The organism is Brachyspira alvinipulli ATCC 51933 (assembly GCF_000518245.1).
Lineage (GTDB): Bacteria > Spirochaetota > Brachyspiria > Brachyspirales > Brachyspiraceae > Brachyspira > Brachyspira alvinipulli.
The window spans coordinates 24,110-42,701 of sequence record NZ_KI912405.1 but is presented as its reverse complement, the minus strand read 5'-3'; the positions used below and the strand labels follow the sequence as shown (position 1 = coordinate 42,701).

General features: G+C 27.2%; 17 protein-coding genes and 1 pseudogene. 10 read left to right on the top strand and 8 right to left on the bottom strand.

Annotated elements, in window-relative coordinates:
* Positions 1 to 12: 12 nt before the first annotated feature.
* The gene (locus T324_RS0112200; protein ID WP_028330509.1) at positions 13 to 1,761 is read left to right on the top strand and encodes an NADH-dependent [FeFe] hydrogenase, group A6; all 1,749 of its coding nucleotides are present in this window, start codon (positions 13 to 15) and stop codon (positions 1,759 to 1,761) included.
* A gap of 85 nt (positions 1,762 to 1,846) precedes the next feature.
* Here the strand turns inward: T324_RS0112200 and T324_RS0112195 are convergent, their stop codons facing one another.
* The 3 genes from T324_RS0112195 to T324_RS0112185 form a co-directional block, all read right to left on the bottom strand.
* The gene (locus tag T324_RS0112195; RefSeq protein ID WP_028330508.1) at positions 1,847 to 2,797 is read right to left on the bottom strand and encodes a flavodoxin family protein; all 951 of its coding nucleotides are present in this window, start codon (positions 2,795 to 2,797) and stop codon (positions 1,847 to 1,849) included.
* A 219-nt stretch (positions 2,798 to 3,016) separates the two neighbouring features.
* A complete protein-coding gene (locus tag T324_RS0112190; protein ID WP_028330507.1) occupies positions 3,017 to 3,481 on the bottom strand; it encodes a NanQ anomerase/TabA/YiaL family protein in 465 nt (154 codons plus the stop codon).
* A gap of 61 nt (positions 3,482 to 3,542) precedes the next feature.
* Positions 3,543 to 4,439: an N-acetylneuraminate lyase gene (locus T324_RS0112185; RefSeq protein WP_028330506.1), complete on the bottom strand. Its 897-nt coding sequence runs from the start codon at positions 4,437 to 4,439 to the stop codon at positions 3,543 to 3,545.
* Positions 4,440 to 4,619: 180 nt separating this feature from the next.
* On the opposite strand from T324_RS0112185, the gene T324_RS0112180 reads away from it, so the two are divergent.
* The 3 genes from T324_RS0112180 to T324_RS0112170 all read left to right on the top strand — a co-directional run bounded on the left by T324_RS0112180 (position 4,620) and on the right by T324_RS0112170 (position 7,022).
* On the top strand, positions 4,620 to 5,708 hold the full coding sequence (locus T324_RS0112180; RefSeq protein WP_028330505.1) for a PP2C family protein-serine/threonine phosphatase: 1,089 nt from the start codon (positions 4,620 to 4,622) through the stop codon (positions 5,706 to 5,708).
* 79 nt (positions 5,709 to 5,787) lie between these two features.
* Positions 5,788 to 6,351 carry a hypothetical protein gene (locus T324_RS0112175; protein WP_028330504.1) on the top strand — a complete coding sequence of 188 codons (564 nt, stop codon included), beginning with the start codon at positions 5,788 to 5,790 and terminating at the stop codon, positions 6,349 to 6,351.
* The gene (locus T324_RS0112170; RefSeq protein ID WP_028330503.1) at positions 6,348 to 7,022 is read left to right on the top strand and encodes an ABC transporter ATP-binding protein; all 675 of its coding nucleotides are present in this window, start codon (positions 6,348 to 6,350) and stop codon (positions 7,020 to 7,022) included. The genes T324_RS0112175 and T324_RS0112170 overlap by 4 nt, the downstream gene beginning before the upstream one ends.
* Before the next feature lie 2 nt (positions 7,023 to 7,024).
* Here T324_RS0112170 and T324_RS0112165 read toward each other — a convergent pair whose 3' ends face one another.
* A complete protein-coding gene (locus T324_RS0112165) occupies positions 7,025 to 7,393 on the bottom strand; it encodes a PepSY-like domain-containing protein (RefSeq protein ID WP_028330502.1) in 369 nt (122 codons plus the stop codon).
* 111 nt (positions 7,394 to 7,504) lie between these two features.
* Positions 7,505 to 8,062, bottom strand: coding sequence for a phosphatase PAP2 family protein (locus T324_RS0112160; protein WP_028330501.1), 558 nt, complete (start codon positions 8,060 to 8,062; stop codon positions 7,505 to 7,507).
* Positions 8,063 to 8,311: 249 nt separating this feature from the next.
* Here T324_RS0112160 and ispG point away from each other — a divergent pair, with 249 nt between their 5' ends.
* On the top strand, positions 8,312 to 9,379 hold the full coding sequence (gene ispG / locus T324_RS0112155) for a flavodoxin-dependent (E)-4-hydroxy-3-methylbut-2-enyl-diphosphate synthase (RefSeq protein ID WP_028330500.1): 1,068 nt from the start codon (positions 8,312 to 8,314) through the stop codon (positions 9,377 to 9,379).
* A gap of 67 nt (positions 9,380 to 9,446) precedes the next feature.
* On the opposite strand, the gene mfd is transcribed toward ispG, so the two are convergent.
* A complete protein-coding gene (gene mfd, locus T324_RS0112150; RefSeq protein ID WP_028330499.1) occupies positions 9,447 to 13,091 on the bottom strand; it encodes a transcription-repair coupling factor in 3,645 nt (1,214 codons plus the stop codon).
* A gap of 146 nt (positions 13,092 to 13,237) precedes the next feature.
* Between mfd and T324_RS0112145 the strand changes: the two genes are divergently transcribed.
* Positions 13,238 to 13,762 carry a hypothetical protein gene (locus T324_RS0112145; RefSeq protein WP_028330498.1) on the top strand — a complete coding sequence of 175 codons (525 nt, stop codon included), beginning with the start codon at positions 13,238 to 13,240 and terminating at the stop codon, positions 13,760 to 13,762.
* A gap of 38 nt (positions 13,763 to 13,800) precedes the next feature.
* On the opposite strand, the gene miaB is transcribed toward T324_RS0112145, so the two are convergent.
* Together miaB and coaD are read right to left on the bottom strand one after the other, a co-directional pair.
* The gene (gene miaB, locus T324_RS0112140; RefSeq protein ID WP_028330497.1) at positions 13,801 to 15,108 is read right to left on the bottom strand and encodes a tRNA (N6-isopentenyl adenosine(37)-C2)-methylthiotransferase MiaB; all 1,308 of its coding nucleotides are present in this window, start codon (positions 15,106 to 15,108) and stop codon (positions 13,801 to 13,803) included.
* Positions 15,109 to 15,127: 19 nt separating this feature from the next.
* Complete coding sequence (gene coaD, locus T324_RS0112135) at positions 15,128 to 15,616, bottom strand: pantetheine-phosphate adenylyltransferase (RefSeq protein ID WP_028330496.1); 489 nt, start codon at positions 15,614 to 15,616, stop codon at positions 15,128 to 15,130.
* Between the two features lie 346 nt (positions 15,617 to 15,962).
* Between coaD and T324_RS0112130 the strand changes: the two genes are divergently transcribed.
* The 4 genes and pseudogenes from T324_RS0112130 to T324_RS17340 all read left to right on the top strand — a co-directional run.
* Positions 15,963 to 16,376: an acyl-CoA thioesterase gene (locus T324_RS0112130; protein WP_028330495.1), complete on the top strand. Its 414-nt coding sequence runs from the start codon at positions 15,963 to 15,965 to the stop codon at positions 16,374 to 16,376.
* Positions 16,377 to 16,388: 12 nt separating this feature from the next.
* Positions 16,389 to 16,694: a hypothetical protein gene (locus T324_RS0112125; protein ID WP_028330494.1), complete on the top strand. Its 306-nt coding sequence runs from the start codon at positions 16,389 to 16,391 to the stop codon at positions 16,692 to 16,694.
* Between the two features lie 16 nt (positions 16,695 to 16,710).
* Positions 16,711 to 17,133, top strand: a complete 423-nt coding sequence (locus tag T324_RS0112120; protein WP_028330493.1) for a FoF1 ATP synthase subunit delta/epsilon — start codon at positions 16,711 to 16,713, stop codon at positions 17,131 to 17,133.
* Positions 17,134 to 17,240: 107 nt separating this feature from the next.
* Positions 17,241 to 18,592: pseudogene (locus tag T324_RS17340) on the top strand (periplasmic flagellar collar protein FlcA); the annotation flags it as partial.

Here is an 18,592-nt window from a genome sequence, read left to right as displayed (position 1 = left end):
GGAGTATAAATTATGGTTAAAATAAAAATTAACGGAAAAGAAATAGAAGTAGAAGAAGGTCTTACTATATTAAAAGCAGCTAAAAAATTAGGCATTAAAATTCCTTCATTATGCTATCACCCAGATATTCCTCCAACATCTGCATGCGGAATATGTGTTGTAAAATTGGCTAATCAAGGAAATAAATATGTTAGATCATGTTCTATGATTGTAGAAGAAGGAATGGATATCATCACTCATGATGCAGAAATTAATACAGTAAGAAAAGGTGTATTGGAATTAGTATTATCAGCACACCCTAATGATTGTTTGAACTGTATAAGAAACGGAGAATGCGAACTTCAAACTGCTGCTGCTGATTTTGGTGTTAGAAATTCTAAATATGATAATATAAAACAAAATCACCCTAGAGATGAATCTGCAGGAAGTATAGTACTTAATCCAGAAAAATGTATTAAATGCGGAAGATGTGTTGTAGTTTGTCAGCAAATGCAAAATGTACATGCTTTAGGATTTGTTAATAGAGGATTTGAAACTTATTTTGCTCCTAGTGCAGTATCATTAAAAGATTCTCCTTGTGTAGACTGCGGACAATGTGCTGCTCACTGCCCAGTTGCTGCCATATATGAAAAAGACCAAACTAAAGAAGTTGAAGATGCTATAGATGATGCTGATACTTATGTTACAGTTCAAATGGCTCCTGCAGTAAGAGTTGCTTTAGGTGAATATTTCGGATTAAAACCAGGCGACAATATTACTGGCAAAATCTATGCTGCTATGCGTTTGATTGGATTTAATGCAATATTTGATACTAATTTTGGTGCTGATTTGACTATTATGGAAGAAGCTAATGAATTTGTTAAGAGATTTACAGAAAGCAACGGTACTGCTTGTATGACTACATCTTGCTGTCCTGCTTGGGTAAAATATGCAGAAGAATATTATCCAGATTTACTTGATAATATTTCAACAGCTAAATCGCCTCATATGATGTTGGCGCCTATGACTAAAACATATTATTCAGATAAAGCTCATGTGGATCCTTTCAGCATATTCAATGTATCTATTATGCCATGTACTGCTAAGAAAAATGAGATTAGAAAAAATGAATCTATGTATTCTAGCGGATATAAAGATGTTGATGTTGTTCTTACTACTAGAGAGTTTGCAAGAATGATTAAACATTATGGTATAGATGTTGCTGGAATACCTGAGGATAAAGCTGATAGTATATTAGGTGAATATACAGGTGCGGCTACTATATTTGGAGCTTCAGGCGGTGTTATGGAAGCTGCTTTGAGAACTGCTTATAATATAATATCCGGATCTAATATGAGCAATCTTGATTTTGAAGATGTTAGAGGATTAGAGGGAGTAAAAAGAGCTACAGTAAAAGTATTGGATAAAGAAGTAAAAGTAGCTGTTGTAAATGGACTTCATAATGTTGATCCTGTAATGCAGGAGATCAGAGCTGCTAAAGAAAAAGGAGAAAATCCTCCATATCATTTTATAGAAGTTATGGCTTGTCCAGGTGGATGTGTAGGAGGAGGTGGTCAGCCTTATGGTCCTACTAATGAAGTTAGACTTGAAAGAGCCTGCGGTTTGTATAATGAAGATAAAAAGACTGTAAAACATAGATGTTCTCATGAAAATGAAAATCTTAAAAAGCTTTATGATGAGTTTTTAGGAAAACCTCTTGGAGAAAGATCTCATCATTACTTGCATACAGAATATCAGGCTAATGAAAAATATACAAAATAATTTGTATAGCTTATAATAAAAAAGCACTATGATAAAAATTATCATAGTGCTTTTTTATTATTTATAGAAAAAGTTTTATTAACAGCTATTTAATAGTTTCAAATTTCATTTCTCTAAATCTTTTATATTCATCTTCTATTTCAGATTTTTTTGACATAAAAGTTTCTCTTGTTTCTATTATTTCCTGTAAATGTATGGCTCTAGCTTCATTTATATTTCTATCTCTTATAAGACCATTTTCGGCAATCATAAATTTATATTTACCGTTTTCATCTTTTACTAAATCTCCTCCTGCTCCGCAAACAGCACATTCAAAGTTAAATTTTACACCATCCCAATGTTCATCTCCAGGATATATTAATGAAGAATGGCATCTAGGGCATAATCCTAAATCAGGATCACCAAGCCATTTTGTTTCATTTACAGGTGTATTTATTGCTTCAACAATATTTTTTTCCATTTTGTATGCTCTTTCCAAATAATCTTTATGTATAAGGACATTTCCAGGTCTTCCTACACTTGTAGCTAAATACATATCAACTACACTTATAGACTGTGTGAACATTGTAGCTGCAAGTCCTTCCAAACTCATAGTCTGCCAATCATGTTTTGAGCCTCCAACAGCTATAAGTCCGGCTACAGTATGAGGATCTTCTTTTACTTGTCCTATTTTTATTCTAAATGATAATTCATAAGCTAAAAATCTTTGAGCAAATGATAAATATAATGATGAAGGAAGCAAATCGTAAGTAGGACATCCTACTATTATTCCCTGACATTCATTCATAACATTAACAATTTTATCCATATCATCTTTTTCTTTATATATACAACCTTTATATTCTCCACCTTCTTTAAATATTTTTCCCATAGCTATTGTGCATGATTCACATCCTGAACAAGGTTTTATATTATAATCAAATAAATTAATTAATATTGCCTCGCCTTTTGAATCTTTTACAGCAGTTAAAGCTTGTTTTACTAATATTTCGCTGTTACCATTATGTCTGCCGGCAACTATTCCTATGACTTTCATAAAATTAATTCTCCTGTTTATTAGAATTTTTTACTGGATAGGCTGCCAGTCTTCGTTTTCTTTTTTTAATGATATTAGCGAAGTTTATCGGAAATCTTATATGAAATATAAGCCCTACCTTGTATAGTATATAGCATACAATATATTTTTTTAATTGTCAAGTATTAAAAAATAGCCGGTACTTTTATGCACCGGCTATTATTATTTTATCAATTTAACTCAAACTTTATAAGGAACTTTTATTATGCCTTTTTTAACATGAGTTTTTCCTGTTTTTGGAGGAAGTCCAACTCTGTGAGCATCATAAGGAAGAAGTATTAAAACATCTCCTGGTGTAAGAGTTAAGCGTGCAGTTCCTTCTCCTTCCCAATCATGGTAGTCTGAAGCTTCATCATAATTTTTTGGTTTTAATGTAGAAGTATTTGCTATTATAAAATCTTCTGCACCTTCAAAAATTATTTGAACATCAACGTATTTTAAATGAGATTCCCAATGAGGATTATCTTTATTATCGTATTCCATAACATTGATGAAAGCACCTTCACAGATTTCTTTGTCTAGTGCATGTTTTCCTACAGAAAGTTTTTTTAAGTCTTCATAATGTTCTCTTACATAGTTTTTTGCTTTCCATATAGTATCATGAAAACTTTGATTAAATTCGCTTTTTATTGGTTTTAATATCATAAATAAATCCTTTATAATTTTTATTTAATGTCCACGTGAACAAATGATTATCAAAAAAAAATTATAGTTTAGATAAATATTTGTCAAACATATCTTTTAGTAATTTTTTCTCTGATTTACCAAATGGTTTTGAACCCATAGGTGCTCTGCAGTATGCAACAGCTGAAGGGTCATAGAATGATATGCATTCTTTAAGAGCAGGGTATATTCCTACATTTAATAATGTTTTTATTATATCATTCATATCATGCTGTATTTTCAATGCCTTAGACAAGTCTTTATTTTCAACAGCTTGAACAACTTTTTTAGCTAATGGAGCTTGTATATTATATGTTGAACCTATTCCTGATCTTAATCCGTAAGAAGCATAAGCCAATAACATTTCATCAAAACCAGCCCACATCATTTTATCTGGGAATTTTTGTATTAATCTTTCTAATAGGAATAAATCAAATGAAGTATATTTTATTCCCATTACTCTTTTATCTTCAAATAATTTTCCGAAATCATCTAAAGATATGCTGTTATTTGAAAGACTAGGTAAAAAATAAATTACAAGAGGAATTTTGCTTGTAGACTTTAATATAGTGTTATAGTATTTGCTTATATCTGCAAATGAAAAAGGATAGTAGTATGGAGTAACGGCTGATATTAAATCATATCCCAATTCTTCTGCCTTTTGTGCCATTTCACATGCTTCATTAAGATTTAATGTGCCAACATGAGCTATCAATGGAATTTTACCATTAACTTCTTCTTTTGTTATTTCAAGAACTGCTATTCTTTCATCTTTAGACATTAAAAGTCCTTCTCCTGTAGAACCACCTACATATAAACCGTCTACTTTCATACGGTCAATATTATGTCTTACATATTTTCTTAACACTTTTTCATCTAATTTTCCATTTTTAGTGAAAGGTGTCATTAGAGCGGATAATATACCGGAACATTTATTCATACTCTACTCCTTATAATATTTTTTGATTATATATATATATATATTGTATAAATTAAGTTTAATTTTTGCAATATATATGGTATTTATTTTATAAAAAATATTTGCAAACTATAATCTTTTTGATATAATTAATTTTCTAAATATCAATTTTGTAATAATTGTTTTTTTATTAGCTCTTTTATGAAAGATGAACGTGTTTTAATTTTTCTTAGATTTACTTCCATAGTATTTTTAGTACTATTTATATTTCTTAATATAGTTTCTATAATTCATTATCAAAATAAATTTATTTTTATATTATTATTTATTTTATTTATACTATTTTTTATACCATCTCTAATATTTTATAAATATATTCTAAGGTTGTATATTGTTAGAGATTATAAAGAGATAGAAGAGCAATCACTAAATGGAAAAGTTTACAGATTTTCAAAAATTAACAGCGTAATAATAAATGATTATCAAAGAGCTATAATAGATTTAAAAGAAAAAAACAGTTATATTTTAGGAAGATATGATGTACTAAATAATCTAAAAAATCAATATAAAAAAGACATGAAGAAAGCTAGAAAACTTCAAGAATCTATGCTTCCTAAAAAGATGCCTAATAATAATTTTATATCTTCCGCCTATCTTTATAAGCCTCTTGAAGTTATAGGAGGAGATTTTTTCGATTATGTATATATAGATCAAGATAGAATTTTATTCATTATATCAGATATCAGCGGACATGGGGTAGAGGCTGCTATTGTAACAGCTATGCTTAAATCTACTTTTAGGAATTTAGCTAATTCTTTTGAATCTGTAAGCTCCATAATAAGTGAAATAAATAGTATTTTAATTAATACGCTTCCAATAAATTATTATTTAACTATGATAGTGGCAGAAATAGATTTATTAAATTATAAAGTAACATATTCTAATGCATCTCATACTCCGCTTTTATTAAGTAAGGGAGAAGATGTAATAGAATACAGTAAAGGAGGTACAATAGTAGGGCTTTTTCCTAAGGCGTATTATGAAGAGGAAGTTATTTATATAAATAAAGGCGATATATTGTTCTTTTATACAGATGGTTTGACAGAAGCATCAAGATCGAAAAATAAATATGATTTTTACAGTATTAATAGACTGAAAAAAGCAATTTATGACAATAGACATTCCAAGGCAGAGTCATGTATTGAATTAATAAAAAAAGATTTTTATGAATATCTTTCATATATGTCGCCTGATGATGATTTTACTATTGTTTTATTTAAGATAAACTAATTTGAATTATTTAAGTAATGTGATATAATATTGATACTTATAAATGGAAAGATATATTTAAAAAGGTAAAGGTTTTATTGTGTATAATTCTACAATTGGATATGCTTCTAAACTTATAAAAGGAAGTATTGTATTTTCTATAGTAATATTTATTGCTTTGTCTCAGCTTATGACAATAGCTTCTATATTTAGTTTGATGTGGAAATATGAAATACTATTAAATGATAATATACCATTTTTTAGAGAGTTTTCTATATATGCTTTGCTGATTGTATTGTTAATAATTGGTGTACTATTTTCTGTAATATCCAGCTCATATATATTTTCTAAAAATAATAGGATGTTTTCTACACTCCGTATATTCGGAGCTACAAAATTAGCCATAAAGAAATTGGCTATGCTTATAAGTTTATTATATCCTACAATATCATCCATTATTTGTGTGATAGAGATGTCTATACTATATTTAAGATATAGATCATATATACTTACTTTAATAGAAGTTTCTGATGTTATTAATGGGGCATTTGTAGTATTATGTGCTAATGTAGTTTTGATGGTTGGATTTATGATAGGGGCTTTTGTATCTAATTCTGTACTTTTATATAAAGACCCTTATGAGGATTTGAGGGGAACACTATGAATATAAAAATAATCAATGTTTCAAAGACTTTCCCTTTAGGTGTTACTCAATGCAATGCCTGCGAAGATATTAGTTTGGATATTAATCAGGGAGATTTTATTAGTTTTGTAGGACATACGGGAAGCGGTAAAAGTACATTGCTTAGTATTGTAGGCGGAATACTTAAGCCAAGCAGCGGTACAATTTATTATGATTCATATAAATTAAATGGTGCTTCTGAAGATGTTTTAGCTAGTTTTAGAAGGGAATATTTTTCTTATATATTCCAATATCCTGTTATTATACCAACTATCAGTATTATAGATAATGTTCTTATGCCTTTAGCTTTTAAACATAAGATTACAGAAGAAAAGATTAATCAAACAAAAGAAAATATAGAGTTATTTTCTCTTAAAGATAAAATGTATTCTAAGGCTTCTAACTTATCAGGCGGAGAAATGAAAAAAGTTGCCATATTGAGAGCTTTAGCTTATGGATGTAAATGCTTGATAGCAGATGAACCTACAAGTGATTTAGATCCTGCAACTACAAAAACTTTAATGGAAATACTTTTAACAATTAATAAACAAGGTACTACTATTGTTATGGTTACACATGCTCATAATATAGCAGCACATGCCAATAATGTTTATGAAATGTCTAATGGCAAAATAGTAAGATGTTTAAAATAAATTTAACTATTACTATATATATGCATTTCTAAATAGTGATTTATTAGAATTCGATACGAATTAATGATTTTTCTTATTTCATTTATATTTAGATCTTTATTTTTATATTCGGGTTCAAATCTTTTTAGCTTATTTATTTTTTCTTTCACAGCATTAGGAATAATATTGTCAGGAAGTTTTTTACTGCTGTTAATCGAAGTCCAATTACCATTTTCATCAAATGTAATTGATATTTCATTATCAAGTTCAACATTATATCCTGTTTCTGTTTTTTCTAAGTATATCATTTCAGCTTTAATAAATTTACTCTTTATAAATATTTCGGCATTGTAAGGGAGTTTAGTATTTATTGATTTTACAATTCTATCCATTTTTTGCTCCAATAAATAATTTTATACTTCCAATAATATTTTCGTATTTTTCTGTAAAAAATCAATATTCAATTATAAATACTATTTTATATTTTTAATATAACAATTTTTTTATAAATGCAAATATTTTTTATTAATTTTTTTTATTAATAAATATGTAATGCATGATACACTTATTCCTATAAACATTCCGAAAAGAACATCGCTTGGATAATGTACAATTAGATAAACCCTTGAAAAACCTATGAGTAATGCTATTACTATTGCTATGAAACTATACTCTTTATTAAAATATAGAAAAATAGGGAAAAGTACAGCAAATGAAGCAGTAGTATGTGAAGATGGGCATGAAAATGATGTTTCTAAATGCTTTCCCACAGCAGCCCAATATTCATTATAAACAGGATCAACAAAAGGACGTTCTCTTGCTATTAATGGTTTTAATATTATTGCTCCTATAAATATTGATATAAATAAACTTGCCATCATGTTAATTCCGCAAAGTCTTGTTCTTTTTATAAATATTAAAATTATGGTCAATATCATTAATGGTATTGATTCCCCTAAATTAGTTATTAAAGAGAAAAATAAATCTAATATTTTGTAATTATTATGTAAACTATGAGCGAACTCTATTATTGTTTTATCAAAAATATTTATTATATTCATTATTTGTTTTCCTTTGTTTGTATAATTACTAAAATCATTTGAAGTGATAGAAATAAAAACAGTTAATTTTATTTGTTGTAATATTATTATTTTATTTAATTATTGGTTATCAAGTATTTTTGGTTGCAGTATTTATTCTATTAGAATTAATTATAAAAACATATAAACGTTAAAATATATTTGCAAAAATATTTGAAAATGATACTATAATTGAAAGTTATTAAAATAGAAAATGTATAAGGAAACAAAATGAATATAGATAATATTAATGATATAAGAAAAAAAGTAAAAACTGTAAGAATTGGAAATGTACTAATAGGCGGAAATAATCCTATCAGCATACAATCTATGACCAATACAGATACTAGAAATATAAAAGACACTGTTGAGCAGATAAAATCGCTTGAGGATGCCGGCGTTGATATAGTAAGACTTGCTGTTTTGGATATTGATGCTGCCAAAGCCATTAAAGAAATAAAAAAACAAACAAAAGTTCCTTTAATTGCTGATATACATTTTGATCATCGTTTGGCTTTAGAAAGTATGAAAAGCGGTATTGATTCTTTAAGACTTAATCCGGGTAATATAAAAGATAAAGAAAAAGTAAAAGAAGTTATAAAAGAAGCCAAAGAGAGAAACCTTACAATAAGAGTTGGAGTAAATGGCGGAAGTTTGGACAGAAGCATATATAAAGAAGTAACTCCTGAAAACATGGTAAAAAGTGCAGCTGAACATATAAAATTAATGGAAGATTTAGATTTCACAAATATAAAAGTGTCTTTAAAATCTTCGGACATAAAAACTACAATAGAAGCTAATACTTTATTCAGAGAAAAATTCGATTATCCTATACATTTAGGAGTAACAGAGGCAGGTACTTTAAGAAGCTCTCTTATAAAAAGTACAAGTGCTTTATCATATTTAATAATGCAGGGTATTGGAGATACTATAAGATATTCTATAACAGGCGATCCTGTAGAGGAAGTAATGGCAGGAAAAATGCTTCTTAAATTTTTAGGTATAAGAAACGAGCCTTCCATAGAAATAATATCATGTCCTACATGCGGAAGATGTCAGGTTAATGTTGAAGAGGTGGCTAGCTTTATAGAAAAACATGTACAGAATATAAAAAAGAATATTACTATAGCTATTATGGGCTGTGTTGTTAATGGACCTGGTGAGGCAAGGCATGCTGATTTTGGAGTAGCTGGAACAGGAGATGGTAATTTTATATTTTTTGAAAAAGAAAATGAACCTATAAAGGTAACTAAAGATAATATCATAAATTTCCTTACCAAAAAAATAGAGGAATTTTAACTATTTGATATACATTCTTCTATCATTTTAGCATAGAATACAAATAAAGTTTTTTAATAAAATTAATTTATTTATCTTTATTAACCTTTATAAGTTTTGGAGCCTTAGTTCTTTTAACAGAAATTCTTTTCTTGTTGGATTTATTATTTTTTATATTTGCCTCAGCAAGGCTTATAGTATTTTCATCATTACTATTAATTTCATTTTTTATAGAACTGCTTATTTCATCTATTTTATCTGATTCTATTTCTAATATTGTATTTCTTATTTTTTCTATTTTCCAATCAAGATCATTTTCTTTTTCATTTATAACAGGTATTATTAATTGATTAAGATTATCTTTATCGAAATACACACCTGAATTTTTTGTGTTAATTAGATTTATAAGTTTATTCATATCTATTTTTGAATATTTGTCTAGTTTTATATATATATTGTACTGACCTTCTATTACAGATAGTACTCTTATTTTCTTTAATAGAACTTTAAGTCTTGCAATGTCAAAAATATCTTCAAGTTCTTTCGGAAGTTTACCGTATTTGTCAATCATATAATCTTTTGCATAGTCAATATCATCATTGCTTTGAGAACGCATTATGAGTTTATATGCTGATATTTTTTCTTTAATATCCGATATGTAGCTGTCTGGTATAAATAAATCATGCTTTAAATCTATTACAGTATCAAATGTAACTTCTTTTATTTCTCCTTTATATTCATTTGTAGCTTCTTCAAGCATTTGAGTATATAGTTCATATCCTACTTGATATATCATTCCAGACTGTTCTTTACCTAATATATTTCCTGCTCCTCTAATCTCCAAATCACGCATAGCAATTTTGAATCCTGCACCTAAATCTGTATGCTCGGATATAGCTTCAAGTCTTTTATATGCTACTTCAGTTAATGCTAAATCGCTAGGATAGAACATATAAGCATAAGCCTCTCTGTCGCTTCTTCCTACACGTCCTCTTAATTGATAAAGTTCTGATAATCCTAATTTATTGGCATTATCTATTAATATGGTGTTTGCATTAGGTATATCTATTCCATTTTCTATTATAGTTGTTGATACTAAAATATCATACTTATGATTAATAAAATCATTCATAATTTTTTCAAGCTGATTTCCTGACATTCTTCCATGAGCAACACATATTCTTGCTTTTGGACATAATTTTTTTATCATAAGGGCAAAGGATTCTATTGTTTCTATTCTGTTGTAGAGATAGAATATTTGTCCGTTTCTTTTTAGCTCTCTTTCTATTGCATTAGTAACAGCTTCTTCAGAAAATTCTGTTACAAAGGTTTTTACTGGTATTCTATTCAAAGGAGGTGTTTCTATTATACTGATATCTCTTATACCGGTTAAAGCCATATTTAAAGTTCTAGGTATAGGAGTAGCTGAAAGAGTAAGTACGTCTGTTTCTAATCTTAATCTCTTTAAAGCCTCTTTATGTTTAACACCAAAACGCTGCTCTTCATCTATTACTATAAGCCCCAAATTTTTAAACTCGATATCTTTTGATAAAAGCATATGAGTACCTACTATTAAATCGCATGAACCATTTTTTAATAATTCTTTATTTCTTTTAGCCTGTTTTGAAGTTACAAATCTGTTTAGAACCTCTATTCTTATAGGGAAATCCTCAAATCTTTTTTTAGCATTATTATAATGCTGCTGAGAAAGTATTGTAGTAGGGCAGAGTATGGCACATTGTTTTCCTGCCATTATAGCTTTAAATACTGCTCTGAAAGCAACTTCTGTTTTACCAAATCCGACATCGCCGCATACGAGCCTGTCCATCATCTTTCCGCTTTCCATATCTTCTTTTATATCATTTATAGCCCTTAATTGATCAACAGTTTCTTCATAATGGAATGAGGCCTCGAAATCATCCTGCCATTGAGTGTCAGCTCCATATACATTTCCTTGAATATTAGACCTTATGGCATACAATTTTATTAATTCTCTTGCAGTAGCTAATGCATCCTCTCGGGCTTTGCTCTTTATTTTATCCCAAGCACTTCCTCCTAATAATGTTAATTTTGGTGCTTCTCCATGACCGGATATATATTTCTGTACAAAGTTCATCTGTTCAACAGGTATGTACAATTTATCGCCTTTTGCGTATTCCAATGTAAGATAATCTTTTTCTTTTCCATTGGACATTTTTCTTGTAAGTCCTAAATATTTACCTATACCATAATTAACATGTACAGCATAATCTCCTACATTCAAATCAACAAACGTTTCTATCAAATTTTTATTGACTTTTGGTATCTTTCGTATTTTTTTTCTTTTTCTTCCAAATACTTCCCAATCTGCTATGAATATTGTTTTTATATCATCTTTTATGAATCCTGAAGAGGCTTGAGTTGTTATAATATAAAAATCATTTTCATTTTGTGATAAATCAATTTCTTCTTCTTCTTTTATGATTTCTATATTATTGGTATCATCATTATTAATTTCTGCATCTTCTGGAATTATAATTTTTGGTTCTAAGTCATGCATTATTTTATAGAATCTATTAGCCTGATCATAATGTCCGGTAGATAGAATTATTAAATAATCTTTTTCCCTATACTCCTTTACATAATCTAAAAACTCTGTCAATTTTGATTTAAACGATACGCCTTCATTAAAACTAAATTTATGAATTTGACTGTCAACTATAAACGGAGAAATATTAATGGATTTTTTTATGATTTCTGCAAAATAATTATTGTCTATATATAACTTTTCAACTCCACCTATTATTGTAAATATATTATCTATATCATTAAAATTTTCTCTTATGCTGTCTAATATATTTATAAGTTTGCTTTTCAATTTTAAAGCATCATCAATAAATATATAATCATCATTAAAATAGTCGAATATAGTTTCTAAATTTGAATAGAACATAGGAAGTAAATTTTCGCTTCCGGCAAAATATTTTCTTTTGTTTATATTATCTTTAAGTTCATCTTGAATATCATTATTATTAATAAACTCTTCTACTGCTGAATCATCATAAACCACTTCACGTACAGGATATATTATAATATCTTCTATGTTTTGAAATGATCTTCCGTCTTCTATATTAAATAATCTTATACTTTCAACCTCATCATCAAACATTTCTATTCTTATTGGATTATCATATTCTATTGAAAATATATCTATTATACTTCCTCTTACAGATGCTGTTCCTTTCTCTGATACTTCTCTTTCTATTACATATCCTAAATCATATAATGCTAATCTTAAATTTTCTAAATCCAATTTATCATGCACTTTTATTGGTATATAAAAATCTTTTAAATCATCTCTATTTGCTATTTTTCTTGTTATAGAATTGATAGTTGCTATTACTATACATTTTTCTTTATTAATTAATTTATATAAAATATTTATTCTATCTTGTGCTATATCTGTAATAGGGGACATCTTTGTAAATGGTACAGTATCATAGTCAGGAAAATAATAATTTGGAATATTATAAAAATTTAAAGACTGACTAAGAAGCATTGCCTCGCTTTCATTTTCTTTTATTACTAGAATTGATTTGTCCTTATCATTAAAAAGTGATGCGAAAAATAAAGCATCACTTCCGCCTTTAAGTCCTGTTATGCTTTTTGTATTTTCTATATCAAAAGATTTAAACTCTTCACTTTCTGAAAATTTATTTATTAATATTTGACTTATATTATTATTCTGTTCCATATCAACTTTATTAACTTTAGAATTTAAAAATGATTTTACATATTTTTATATAATAAATAAAATTTTATTAAAAAGCAATAGATTATAATTTATAATTTCTTTATTCCGAAAATATATACATAATATTTTTATTTGGATGAAAGAATATGAGACTCTATATTACTTTTGTTTTATTATTTTTAATAACATCTTGTGCTTCTAATGTAAAACTTTCTGACAATGATATTAATTATAATGATTTATGGATAAAAACTGTAAGCGGTAAAAGCGTAATGGCTCCTAATGGTTATCTTTATACATTCAAAGAAAATGGAAATGTTGAATATAAAATAAATGGTATGGTGCGTGGAAAAGGAGTATTTGTATGTGCTGAAAGTGAAACAAATGCTTACTATTACGAGAATATGCCTTTAGATTATGTTGCTAATGGTATAAATGGACTTCCTGAAAGTAATGTTAATATGTTTGTTGGATTTATAATTTCAAATGATAAAATAAAAATGACATCCGGATATACAAAAGAATATAATGATAGATTAGATAATTGGAAAAAGAATAATTTAACTATATATTATACTTTACGAGAAGGAAAGGATATGAGAGAGTATCCTATTCCATATATGAAAGAAGTAAATTTAAATAATACTATAGAGTTTGGACAATTAAGATAATTTGCTTAATTTTTTAATCAATATTTATAATTAATTTATTAAATAAATTCACCTATTAATGTATGGCTTTTTATTTCTGTAACTTCAGCATCAAAAATATCACCCATATTAAGTTCTTTTTCTTTTTTTACTAAAATTATTCTGTTTTCTTTGCTTCTGCATAAATAATGCATATTATCTTTAGCTATATCATCTACCATTACAGAAGTTTTTTTGCCAACCTGTTTTGATAATAATTTCTGAGCTAATTCTCTTTGATAATTTACAAGATTAGTAAGTCTTCTTGACCCAGCAGCTTTATCATACTGTACATGTTTTTTATAGGCAATAGAGCCTTCTCTCTCTGAATATTTATATAGGTAAGCCTCTTCAAAACCTATACTTTCAAGTAAATTTAATGTTTCTTGATACTCATCTTCTGTTTCATCAGCATAACCCACTATTATATCCGTTGAAATAGGAAAATCATCGGCATAATTTCTTAAATATGATACTTTTTTTACATATTCGTCTTTTGTGTATTTTCTATTCATAAGATTTAATATTCTATCTGAACCGCTTTGAAAAGGTAAATGTATATGCTTACATAAACTATTTAGATTCCATATAGCATCTGCTAAATCTTTATCAAAATCTTTAGGATGGGAAGTTAAAAATCTTATCCACACTTTATTTTTAGATTTTTCATCAATAACTTTGTCTAATTTGTATAACAATTCTGTAAAATTAATCTCATTATCAATATCAAGCCCATAAGAATTAACATTCTGTCCAAGTAAAGTTATCTCTTTAGCACCATCATCTATTAATCTTTTTAATTCTTCTATTATATCATCTGATTTTCTACTTACCATTTTTCCTCTTGTATGAGGCACTATACAATAAGTACACCAATTATTACAGCCATGAGATATAGGTATAAATGCTTTATGAGGTTTATCTTCGTCAACATAGGATTTATTAAATATGTAATTATCATTAAATTTTCTTACAAAAACTTCCTCATCTTTTAAGTAATCTATAATATTAACTTCATTGTATACATCAAATATTTTATCAACTCCTAGACTTTCAAGATGTTCCTTAGAAGTTTGAGCCATACAGCCCATAATTATTATTTTTGTGTCTTTTTTATTCTTTTTTCTATTTGCATTGAATAATTTAACTCTTGAAAACACTCTTTCTTCAGCATGAGCTCTAACACTGCATGTATTAATTATTATATTATCAGCATTTTCATAATTCTCTGTCTGTATAAAACCTTCCTGCATAAGGGAATTAATTAAACTGTTTGAATCTGCCTTATTCATTTGGCATCCGTAATTTTCTAGGTAAAAATTTTTCATATTATTTATCTTTATATTATCAATTTTTATTGAATTTAGCTTTTATTTCATCTATTAATATTTCTGGAACTAAACCATTTATAGGACCGTTAAATTTTAGAACTTCTTTTATTAAAGATGAACTTACATAAGCATAATTTTCAGATGTATGCAAAAATATAGTGTCCATTTCTGAATATAAAAGTTTATTCATCCTAGCCATTTTCAATTCATAGTATAAATCTTCACTGTCTCTAATTCCTCTGGCTAATATTTTTATGTTATTTTCTCTCATATAATTTGTAACAAGTCCTGATATAGATACTATTTCTATACTTTCATTTTCTCCTATTACTTTTTTTATCATATTTTTTCTTTCTTCTACAGTAAAAGTTGGAGATTTTTCTAGATTAACAGCTACTGATATATAAACTTTTTCAAATATATCAGCTAATCTATAAAGTACATCTAAATGTCCTAATGTAAAAGGATCAAATGTTCCGGGGAATATTACTTTTCCATTTTTCATAATGAAACATTATATACAAAATTAATATAATATCAATATAAAAGCATTATTTTTAATAGTTTTTATATAATATAGAAACTATATTAGAATTTTATAACAATTGTTTTATAGTTCTATTTTTACTATATTTTTAGTAAATATCTAATTACTAAACCATATTTATATCTTAAATAGTATAATTAAATTTACTATATAAATTAATGTTTTGTAAGTATAATAATTTATTAAGATATTTTGCAGTATTTTATTAAATTATGCAATATCAGTTAAATTGTAAAAATAATATTTGATATTTTCTATTATGTGTTATAATGATAATTAATATAATTACAAATAGGGGTTTATCATGGCTCATGTTAATAAAACGGAAATAAGAGTAATATATGCTGATACAGATCAAATGGGTGTGGTATATCATTCAAATTATCTTAGATACTTTGAGATAGGAAGAACAGAATTATTACGAGAATTAGGAATTTCATATAAAGATATGGAAAATAGATATAATATACTATTGCCTGTAAAAGAGGCTTTTGTTGATTATAAAGTTTCTATAAAATATGATGATATTATAGTTGTACATACAAAAGTTGAAAAACTTAAAAATGTATCATTAAAGTTAAAATATGAAATAAGAAGTAAAGAGGATGAGAAGATATTATATAGTACAGGCTATACATTGCATCCTTTTGTTAATAGAATGGGGCAGATAGTAAAACCAGATGAACATTTATATAGTATAATGTCTAAAGGTATTTAAATAGGGGGTATTATGAATTGGATTAATATAATATTAACTGTTCTATCCTCAGCAAATATGGTTGGAGATTTGGTGAAAAACAATGCAATGGAGAATAAAGCTAAAAAAATATACAGTAGAATAGACGAAAGAGAAAAAGAGATTATGGATATGGTAGATTCAAAAATAAATAAGGGATTAGAACATGTATATTCAGAGATGAATTCTTTAAAAATTGTTGTAAAATTTCTTTTTTTTATTTCTATTGTTTTACTTATTTTATTTATATTATCATTGATATTTATTGTTTTTATTTTAAAATATAAGAATATAATTTAATTTTGTGAGTATTAATATGGCTACAGCTGCTAAAAAGAATCAAAAAGCATTAACTTGTTCTGTAATTACTAGAAATGGTCCTATACTTAGATCCATGCGTATAGATCATGTTGAGATACCTTCTTATGACGGATATGTTTCTATATATTTGGATCATTGTCCATATATTGTTAGAATAGGCTACGGTGAACTTAGAATATATACAGAGGATAATAAACTTATTAATATGTATGTTGAAGAGGGTATAGCAGAGGTGATGCAAAATGTTATTGGTATATTAGTTGAATCGGCTTTGTACCCAAAAGATATAGACGTAGCACTTAATAAAGAAAAAATAAATAAATTATCTAAACAAATGGTTATAAATGAAGAAGAAGCTAGAAGAAATAGTGAGCAAATAAAAAAACTTAATAAACAAATAGAGATTTCTTCTAAATAATATGCTATTGTAAATTTTCTATTATCCGATAATTTAGTTGACATATTTTTTAATTTTTAATATAATTTAATATGTTAACTAAAAAAATTTACATTAGATGATTGAATATGCCTAAAATAGAAGATTTAGAAAGATTAGGAAGTATTGCCTTTTTAATAGGTAATAAAGATTTACCAGAAGAAATATCACAAAGCGACTATGATCGTTTTAAGTCAGTTTTTACAGATGAACATATGGCTAGTTCTATGCCTGGTGAGGATAATGGTTTGCCTTCCATTGATGATTTAGATGATTTGGACGATACTGATGATAAAGAAAATTCAGTGAATGATCTAGATTTACCTGAAGACTTGGGTATAGATGATTTAGGATTACCTGAAGATTTGGGTGTTGATGATTTAGGATTACCTGAAGATTTAGAAAATTCTAAAGTATCAACTGATATAGATGATTTAGGTTTGCCTGAAGACTTAGAGAATGATAAAGTATCAGCTGATGTAGATGATTTAGGTTTGCCTGAAGATTTAGAGAATGATAAAGTATCAGCTGATGTAGATGATTTAGGTTTGCCTGAAGACTTAGAGGATGATAAAGTATCAGCTGATGTAGATAATTTAGATTTACCTGAAGACTTAGAAGATGATAAAGTATCAACTGATATAGATGATTTAGGTTTGCCTGAAGATTTAGAGAATGATAAAGTATCAGCTGATATAGATAATTTAGATTTACCTGAAGATTTAGAGGATGATAAAGTATCAGCTGATGTAGATAATTTAGATTTACCTGAAGACTTAGAAGATGATAAAGTATCAACTGATATAGATGATTTAGGTTTGCCTGAAGATTTAGAGAATGATAAAGTATCAGCTGATATAGATAATTTAGATTTACCTGAAGATTTAGAGGATGATAAAGTATCAGCTGATGTAGATAATTTAGATTTACCTGAAGATTTAGAAGATGATAAAGTATCAGCTAATATAGATGATTTAGGATTACCTGAAGATTTAGGTATAGATGACGATTTAGGTGTAAATGATGATAAAATTTCTGGAGATTTAGATTCATTGGAATTACCAGAGGATAAGGAATTAGAAGATAAAATTGCAATGGATATTAATGATTCAGATTTAAAATCTAAAAATTCTGATATAAAAAGTGAAAAATTACCAGTTTTAGATGATCTTCCTTTACCTAATAGTTTGCCTGATATAGATGATGATTATGTTGATGATGTGGCTAGTGCTTCAGAAGATATGCCGGAAATTAATGATATTGAAAATATTGATGATGATTCAAGCAATATTTTAAATGATTTAGATATTGATAATATATCTGATAGCTTAGATGATATATTAGATGATGAAAATGATTTGAACTTGGATAATTTAATTCCAGATGAAGAAGAAGATAAAGAGGAGCCTCCAGCAGAAAGCAAATCAGAGGAAGAATCTCT